This is a genomic window from Rubneribacter sp., from assembly GCF_965361815.1.
On record NZ_CBDTNW010000168.1, the window covers coordinates 1 to 6,744 of the forward strand.

The 6,744-nt window shown below is 64.5% G+C and carries 5 protein-coding genes and 1 pseudogene; 1 reads left to right on the forward strand and 5 read right to left on the reverse strand.

Annotated features, from left to right (window positions below):
* Positions 1-361 (forward strand): annotated as a pseudogene (locus tag ACWKY3_RS12150) (hypothetical protein); the annotation flags it as partial.
* A 147-nt stretch (positions 362-508) separates the two neighbouring features.
* Here ACWKY3_RS12150 and ACWKY3_RS12155 read toward each other — a convergent pair.
* The 5 genes from ACWKY3_RS12155 to ACWKY3_RS12175 form a co-directional block, all read right to left on the reverse strand.
* The gene (locus ACWKY3_RS12155) at positions 509-1,384 is read right to left on the reverse strand and encodes a dimethyl sulfoxide reductase anchor subunit family protein (RefSeq protein WP_449316668.1); all 876 of its coding nucleotides are present in this window, start codon (positions 1,382-1,384) and stop codon (positions 509-511) included.
* Between the two features lie 19 nt (positions 1,385-1,403).
* Positions 1,404-2,066 carry a Tat proofreading chaperone DmsD gene (gene dmsD / locus ACWKY3_RS12160; protein ID WP_449316669.1) on the reverse strand — a complete coding sequence of 221 codons (663 nt, stop codon included), beginning with the start codon at positions 2,064-2,066 and terminating at the stop codon, positions 1,404-1,406.
* Between the two features lie 35 nt (positions 2,067-2,101).
* Entirely contained in the window at positions 2,102-2,722 is a 621-nt protein-coding gene (locus tag ACWKY3_RS12165) for a 4Fe-4S dicluster domain-containing protein (RefSeq protein ID WP_449316670.1), read from the reverse strand.
* A 201-nt stretch (positions 2,723-2,923) separates the two neighbouring features.
* On the reverse strand, positions 2,924-3,544 hold the full coding sequence (locus tag ACWKY3_RS12170) for a 4Fe-4S dicluster domain-containing protein (protein ID WP_449316671.1): 621 nt from the start codon (positions 3,542-3,544) through the stop codon (positions 2,924-2,926).
* A gap of 29 nt (positions 3,545-3,573) precedes the next feature.
* Positions 3,574-6,006 (reverse strand): DMSO/selenate family reductase complex A subunit, encoded by a 2,433-nt coding sequence (locus ACWKY3_RS12175; protein WP_449316672.1) that lies wholly within the window; start codon positions 6,004-6,006, stop codon positions 3,574-3,576.
* Positions 6,007-6,744 lie beyond the last annotated feature (738 nt).

Genomic DNA, 6,744 nt, shown 5'->3' on the forward strand with positions numbered 1-6,744 from the left:
GATCGGCATGAGCCTTATCGGCGCGGCGGCCTCGCTGGTGGCCGATCTCGTGTACACGGCGGTGTGCGCCACGGCCACGTTCGCCAATTACGGGCACTACGCCGACCCGACGTCGATGACGACGGCTCCCACGCATCTCGACAGCCTCATAGGCATCATGCTCACGGGCGAGGGCGCGGTGAGCTTCTGGGTGTCGCTCGTGTGCATCGCAATCGTGATCGCGTGCGCGACGCTCGCGCGCAAAAAGGCGGGGGCGTCCCTACCCTACCTGGTTGCGGCCGTTGCGGCTGCCGTGATTGCCTCCATCCTGTTCAGGGTGCTGATCTACCAGCTGGGCTACTCCGTGTTCCTGCTGTATTAGCACGCATGCGGCCAGGCGGGGGCCAGGCGCACTCCCGCCTGCCGTGACTGGCGCCCGGCCCCGGTCACGGCCGCAGTCCCGGTCCTTCACCTTCGTCCCTCACCCTTCGCTTACCGCCCCCGCTCCTTGCTTCCCGCTCCGCGCCCCTCACACGCCCAGGCCCACCGTCAGGTGCATCATGTAGAACGCGAAGCGCATCACGAAGATGCCCGCAAGCACCACCACGGCGGCCAGAACGGCGCGCGGCACCGTGAGGCGCGCGAAGCCGAACAGCGCAACCGCATCCCATCCGATGCCCGCCACGCCAAGCGACGCGAACGCCGCCACCATCGCGCCGTAATGAGGCACCAGGTCAGCGGCCGACGCGAACGAGTTCTCCATAGCGGGAAGCAAGGCCCCCTGCAACGCGTACACCGCCACATTGGCGACAAGCGCCGCCAGCGAGACAAACGCGAGCACGCGCCCAAAGCGTCCGCACACCGGATGGTACCCTGCGGCACGCAGGCCAACAACGGCCAGAACAGGCCCTCCCACCAGGGCGTTAAGGCAGAGGGCCACCGGCACGTACGGCGTTGACCACGACACGATGGTATCGGCCGCATACGCGAACGCCACCGCCACCACAAACACCGCTCCCGCCACCATAACCGCAACCAGCCAAACGCGCTGCAGCCACCGCCTGGGATGCTCGGCGAACCCGTAGAGCCAGTACAACCCCGCCAGCGCCAAGAACAGCACCGCGTAGAACACCTCGGTGGAAAGCGGGCTGCGCCCCACGCCCAGGAAAACGTAGAGCGCGTTGGCAGGGTTGCCGAGGTGCGTGGCCGAAGCCACCAGCCCCACCATGGACACGGCCAGGGGAATGTTCAGAAACAGGTTGATCCTCTGCCGAACGGCATCGGCGGTGGAGCGGACGAGCACCGGCAGGGCCATGCACGCATACGCCACCACGCCCGACGGCGCGAGCGTGGTGAACAGCACGAGCGTGATCTCCCCAAGCGCGGTGTCCAACCCCGAAACCATGCGATCGCCCCACCTCGGCCTAGCGGTAGAACCGCGGATACGCCACGTCAAGGTCCCGCTCGGCGCGGATGCCCTCGAGCGTGACGCGCGTCAGGCGCGCAAGGCCCTTGTAGAAGGGGTGCTCGGCAGCCTCCTCAAGCTCGTCCAGGTAGTGCCCTGCCCAGGTGAGCAGATGCAGGCGCAGATAGTCGTCCAGATCGGCCGGCTGATTGCGGGCGATCCACGCCATGAGCGCCAGCATGAGGCCGATGTGGTCCTCCGGCGTCTTCTCGTCGGTCGTGCGCGCGATGCCGTGCGCGCGCATCCATGCGCGCAGCTCCAGCGTGGACGCGCCGAACACCACGCACTCGCGGTCCGTGTACACCGATCCCCACGGCGGCGCGGGCTTGCGGCCCGGCCCCACGAACAGGCGACGGTACTCCCACACCAGCGCGTCGTCGTCAACGCCGGCCGCCAAGCCCTCCGCCATGAGCGAGAGCGCCGCGCGCGCCTCGTCCTCGCCGACGAACGGCCACTCCGCAGCCGCAGCCGCAGGATCAAGCGCCGCCATGGCCTCAAACGCCGCCCCCGCATCCCCTTTCACAGGATCCTGCAGGAAAAACGGCGCGAGCGCCTCCCCGGCAAACGCCACGGCGTCAAAAACGGCATTGTTGCGCTCAACACCGGCATCTGCTCCAGTCATCGACCCTCCCATTGTCACCTTTGCTTTCCACCCTGTCATTCAACCTCGGCGGCATTCATCACCTCGACGCCACCCGGTCCGTACGGCCTCGCATCGCGGCTCGCTCTCACAAACAGGCTCGGCTCCGTCGCCGCCGGGTCAGGCAGCGGGGCGATAGCCGCACGCTCGCCCAACGTCGCCATGTCCTCCATAGGCCCGAACCGCAAAGCGCGCGACGGGCAAGCCGCCACGCACACCGGCAACTTGCCTTCGGCTATCAGGTCGGCGCACCCATCGCACTTGACGGAAGATCCCTTGTCCCGGTCCACCTTCGGCGCATTGTACGGGCACGACAAATGACAGTATCCGCACCCCACGCAACGATCCGTATTGACGCTCACCAACCCTGTCCCTGGGTCCTTGTGCATAGCCTCAGTCGGGCACACCTTGACGCAGACAGGATCCAGGCAATGATTGCACGAAATGGAGAGGTAGTAACAAAAACAGCTTGTCGAAAAGCAGCCCGCCTCGTCTCTTGACGTCTCCCCTCCCACGCACTCGTAGACCTTCCGAAAGGAAACGCCTATCCCCAGATCATTTTTATCCTTGCATGCGAACACGCACGTCTTGCACCCGGTGCAGCGCGTACCGTCAAAGAAAAACGCCTGTTGAACCACTCGCCCGCACCTCCATCCGCCCTCGCATTCGCGCCCTATGCCGCCCCTTGCGTCTTAACCTAACATTGCGCACGCAACCCTTTTGAAATGCCGAAAATGAAAACGGGGTGCACTCATTCTAGCGCACCCCGTCTCAGCGCATCGCTCACACGCTTTTCAACCGCAGAATCCGCAGCCGAGGGCAAGGTCGTCTTTCGCGGACTACTTCACCTCAAGCGGGTTGCCCACCTCGCCGTCGCCGGATCCCGAGGGCTTTGCGTCAGCGCACGGCGTGACGAAGTAGTTCGGCGTGGTCTCGGAGGGATCAGGCAGCGGCTCGATGGCTCCGCGCTCGCCGAACGCTTCCATCTCCTCCACCGTGCCGAAGTCCAGGGCGCGGGCTGGACAGGCCATCACGCATGCCGGCTTCTCGCCCTTCTCAAGCAGATCGGCGCAAGCGTCGCAGCGCACCGCCTTTTTCTGCTCTTCGTCCACTCGCGGTGCGTCGTAAGGGCAGGTGAGCACGCAAGTGCCGCATCCGATGCACTTCTCGGGATCGGACGAGACAATGCCGGTGTCGGGATCCTTCGAGATGGCGCCCTGGGGGCACTCGGCCATGCACGCCGGCATGTCGCAGTGGTTGCACGACACGGAAACGTAATAGCTGAAGCACGTCGTCGAGCAGGTTCCGTCTTCGGCCTTCACCGTCTCGCCGCCGGTGTACTCGTACACCTTGCGGAAGGCCATGCCCAGATCGAGGTTGTTCTTGTCCTTGCACGCGTACACGCACGTTTTGCAACCGGTGCAGCGAGTGCCATCGAAATGGAAAGCATACTGTGCCATGATGTATCGTCCTTTCTAGCCGCTCGCCGCTACGCCTTCGTCACCTGGCAGATGTTCGTGTGCTGAGGATTGCCCTTCGCGAGCGGCGAGGGACGATGCGTCGTAAGCGTGTTGATGCAGCCGCCCTTGTCCACTCGGTCGCCGTCCATGTCGGCGTCGTGCCATGCGCCCTGCGCCATGGCCACCGTACCGGGAACCACGCGCGGCGTCACCTTGGCCAGCACCTCCAACTCGCCGAACTGGTTCTTCACGCGCACCGTGTCGCCCTGCTTGATGCCGCGCGCCTCTGCGTCGGCCGGATTGATCCACGCCTCTTCGGGATTGAGCTCCTTCAGGATCTCCACGCCGCCCCACGAGGAGTGCAGACGGCCACGGTAATGGAAGCCCATGAGCTGCAGCGGGAACTCGTCGGTGGTCGTCTCCACGCCGTACCATTCCTTGGCGTACACCGGCACCGGAGCCACGAAGTCGTCATCGGCGAACTCATGCGTCTGGATGTAGGTGTCGAGCGCCTCGGAGTAGATCTCGATCTTGCCCGTGGGAGTGGTCAGCGGATTGGCCTCGGGATCGGCCACGAAGTCTTTGAGGGCGATGACCGCGCCGTTGGGGTTCTTGCGCGTGTAGACGCCCATTTCCATAGCCTCCTCGTAAGTGGGAAGCTCGGGGTCCTTCTCGCGGGAAAGCTCGTACTGAGATTTGAGCCAATCCTCCTGCGTCTTGCCCTCGGTGAACACCTCTTCCTTGCCCAGGGCCGCAGCGATGAGGGCGGCGGCGTCATAAGCGCTCTTGCGCTCGAACTTGGGCGCATAAGGCTCGGAGCCGGCCAGCATGTAAGCGCCGTCGCCGCCCGTGCCGATCATCGAGGGCTGCTCCAAGCGGAACAAGTCGGGCAGAATGACATCGGAGTACTTGAGCGAGTCGGTCATGAGGATGTCGGAGCCCAGCACGAACTGGCACTTCTCCTCGTCCTGCATAACGTCGTGCACCCAGTTGATGTCGGAGTTCTGGTTGGTGATGCAATTGCCCGCGTAATTGATGACGAACTTGATGTCGCAGGGAAGCTGCTCGACACCGGTCACGCCGTCAGCCTTCTCGGTCATCTCGTGTCCGCGGTCGATGGCATCCACCATGGAGAACACCGAGATCTTGGCCTTCACCGGGTTCTCGGCATCCGCCGGAGCGTCGGGCAGGCTGACAAGGTCAATGGAGTAGGAGCCCTCGCGCAGGCCGGTGGAGGTGCCCGGCTTGCCAATGTTACCCGTGAGAACAGGCAGCATGCAGATGGCAAGGCCCGTCATCTCGCCGTTGGAACGGCGCTGCGGACCCCAGCCCTGATCGACGAACATGGCCTGGGCGCCGGCCACCTCGGCCGCGAGGCTTCGGATCTTGTCCGCCGCTATGCCCGTGATGGGGGCAGCCCACTCGGGGGTCTTCTCAACCATGTCGTATCCAGTGCCCATGATGTAGTCCTTGTAGGACTTGTTCTGGCCCTTGGCGGATTCCGGCATGGTGTCCTCGTCGTAGCCCACGCAGTAGGTGTCCAAGAACTCCTTGTTCACCTGGTCGTTCACAATGAGCTCATGGGCGATGGCCGACACCAAGGCGGCGTCAGTGCCGGGATTGATGGGCAGCCACTCGTCGGAATGCCCGGAAAGCGAATCGTTGAAACGCGGATCGATCACGTAGATCTTTCCCTTGGTCACCGAGCGCATGGCCACGTAGTCGTAATGGGAGACGGCACCGCCCTGACGCGTCTCGACAGGACTCGTGCCGAACATGAGGATGAGGTCGGAATCGCGCGCTGCAGAGATGGACGACCCCGCGCTCGCTTTGCCCCACATGTACGGCGTGGCCCACATCAACTGAGCCAGACTGTAGTTTCCATAGAACGGCAGGTAACCGCCAAGCGCCGTCAACAGGCGGAACCACGGGCGCGCCGTCACACCATAGTTGCCGGTGCAGTAGTTCATGTAGATGGCCTCGGGACCGTAGTTCTCCATGACGCTCTTGTGGTTCTCGGCAATGATCTCGATTGCCTCGTCCCAGCTGATCTGCTCGTACTTGCCCTCGCCGCGCTTGGTGCCCTCCATGCGCTTCATGGGGTAGTTGATGCGGTCGGGGTGATTCACCCACGCACGGTAAGAGCGGCCACGCAGACACGCGCGAGGCTGGATGTCGTCTATGTCGTCCGTCTCGGAAGAGTACGTCTCCACGCGCACGATCTCGTCATCCACCACGTGCAGCTTCAGCGCGCAACGGCCGGGACAGTTGATGGCGCAGTGGTTCCAAACGATCTTCTCTTCGGCTGCGCCGGCAGCGCCCTCGGACGCAGCCTCCTCCTCGCTTTTCGGCGAGCAGCCGAACAGCGCGCCGCTGCCCATTGCGGCCGCGCCCAGACCGGCGAGCGCCGAGCCTTTGACGAACGTGCGGCGAGAAACGCCTTGATCCATCGACTTCGTCATGGGTCCCTCCCTCTGTTTTTTCTCTCGTCCTGTGCCCGCCCGTGTCCGGCGGGCGCGTCCCATTGTGTCACCGCAGGGTTTCACACGTGTCACATAAAACGTGCGAATTTTGCGTTTACGCAGTTCAATGGGTCACATACGAGGATGTCACAGAGGAGGGGAAGCCGGCGTGCCGGCCGCGGATGCCGCAGGGAGAGACGCTCTGCCAAGCTCTCTGTCAAGCCAGCGTTGGCACGGACCCCGCCGGAGGCGGTCCGGCGAGGGGCCGCCCGCAAGTTGGCCACAAATGATGCCCTGTGGCACGCGCGGGGCCGGTTTCGCACCTTCCGCGCTCTCCGCGTCCGGAGAATCCCCAGGTCGCCAGAATCGCGTGGCCCGCCGGCACGCCGGATTGGCCCTCCGGAGTGCCACAGGGCGTCATTTGTGGCCAACTTTCCGAAGGCTCTAGTCAAAACCGGGATCGGCACAAGCTCATGCTCGTCTGATATTCAAGCCGAACCCCCTCTGATCGGGTGCCTCGGAGGGCCTTGCACCCGGCGGGCCGAACCCTCCGAGGCGCTGCGGGACCCCGCGCGCGCGGCAGGCCGGTCCCTCCGAGGCGCCCGGCGGGGCCCTGCGCGGCGAGCCGGGCCGGCCCGCGCCGTCGGCGGCTCAACGGAAAGCGAAAGAGTCATGGACAAAACAGGCCCCGGTCCACATGGCCTCGGCCAAAATCGGCCCGATTCGGGGCCTTCGCGA